The 1,840-nt window shown below is 70.5% G+C and carries 1 protein-coding gene; it reads right to left on the reverse strand.

Annotation, left to right across the window (positions count from 1 at the left end; genetic code table 11):
* Positions 1 to 39 precede the first annotated feature (39 nt).
* Positions 40 to 1,734 (reverse strand): IS1182 family transposase, encoded by a 1,695-nt coding sequence (locus ACFVUY_RS43325; RefSeq protein WP_387737364.1) that lies wholly within the window; start codon positions 1,732 to 1,734, stop codon positions 40 to 42.
* Positions 1,735 to 1,840: the final 106 nt, after the last annotated feature.

Raw genomic sequence — 1,840 nt, forward strand, 5'->3', positions numbered from 1 at the left:
CTCAGCTTGACTCTGTCGGGGATCTTGGTCGCCGTCCTCTCAACTGACGGCTCGCCAGGAACGCAGGCGCGGGATGCCCTGCTGGTCGAGGTGGTCCTGGAAGGCTGTCGGCGGTCGTGGGGGCGCGCCTTCGTCGGGGTCATGCTTGCTGAGGCGTTCGATGTTGACGGCGATGGCTGTGAGCACATGCTGCAGGTGTGCCTTGGGCTGCCCGCGGTAGCGGCAGTGGCGCATCCCGTGGCCGTGGGCGAACTCGCAGATGGTGCCCTCGATGCCGGAGCGGACTGCATATCGCTTGTGCCAGGCCGGGTCCTGCTGGTCGGCGCGGTTGCGCAGTTGCAGTTCGAGCAGCTCGCGCGGAGGGAAGCCCACGGTGCGCTGGGCGTCGCGGGAGCTGGTGCACTTGGCCCGGACCGGGCAGGGCTGGCACTGGCTCTTGGTGAAGCGGGCCACGATCAGCGGGGCGGCGGTCGGCGAGGAGGTCGGGTAGGGGCCGTGCCAGCCGGCACTGGTCTGCCCCTGCGGGCAGGTGACCTCCTTGCGGTCGAAGTCGATGTGGAAGTCGTCGCGGGCGAAGCCCTCGCCTCGGCGGTGCTGGCGGGTGGGATTGCCCGGCAGCGGTCCGACAACGGTGACACGGTGTTCGCGCTGAGCCTGTTCCAGGTGCGGCAGGGAGGTGTAGCCGCCGTCGACCAGGTGTTCGCCGGGCAGCAGGCTCCGCCGTTCCAGCCGGGTGTGGACGCCGGGCAGGACCTCGGTGTCGGCGCTGGTGGCGGGCATGGTGGCCACGTCGGTGATCACGTTGGGTCCGTCGCCGGAGCAGGTCTCGGTCACATGGGCGAGGAACCCCGTCCAGCGAGTCACCTGCCCGCGCCGTGCGTAGCGGGCCGTCGGGTCGTAGGGCGAGACGATCCGTTGGGCCGAGGGCGGCAGGCCGCTGGCGTCGTCACCGTCGCGCCAGCGCAGGCGCCCGGTGGGATCCCAGTAGTAGTTCTGCACCAGGATCTGCCGTAGGACCTGGACTTGGAGCCTGACGAGCAGGGACGGGTGGTTGCGGCTGAGGTGTTCGAGCAGGCGGCGGGCGTCTTCGCCGGTGGTGTCGATCCGGGTCTTGGGGCGGGTGGGGTTCTTGCCCAGGCGCACTGGTCGGCCGTAGCGGCGGCCCCAGTCCTCGCCGACCAGGCCGTCCAGCGCGTGGCCGGCGGTGCGGGCGAGTTCTTCCAGGGCCGCGCGCACGGCCTCGGTGACCAGTTCGAGGCGGGTCAGGTCGCGGACGGTGGCCAGGACGTGGGTGGAGTCGGTGCGCTGGGCGGTGCGCTCGCGGACCAGGCCGGCCTCTTTCAGCCGGGCCAGGGCGAGGTCGAGAAGGCGGTCCGCCCGGCCGTCCTGGAGCAGGCGGTCGCGGAAGTCGGTAAGCACGCTGTGGTGGAAGCCAGGGTCGTCGAGTTCGAGGCCGAGCGAGTATTTGAAGTCGATGCGGCAGCGTACTGCCTCGGCGGCATCGCGGTCGGACAGGCCCAGCAGGAACTGCAGCACGCTCACCGTGGCCAACTGGGCCGGCGACAGCCCGGGCCTGCCATCGCGCGGGTACCAGTCGGCGAAGTCCTCGTCCCGCCACAGGCCGTCGAGACGGTCACGCACCCACATCGCCGTCGTACCACCGGGGTTGCTGGCCCGCGCCATCCGCGCCGTCAAGACCGGGACCTCGGCACCCGGACGGGGACGGACCGACATCTTGCACTCCTCGGAAATCTCGCGGTCATCGTGCACCCGCGAGACTGGCGCACCATCATGATCACCCGCAGCCAATCACCAAGATCCCCGACAGAGTCAAGCTCAG

This window comes from Kitasatospora sp. NPDC058063, assembly GCF_042885395.1.
GTDB lineage: Bacteria > Actinomycetota > Actinomycetes > Streptomycetales > Streptomycetaceae > Kitasatospora > Kitasatospora lactacystinica.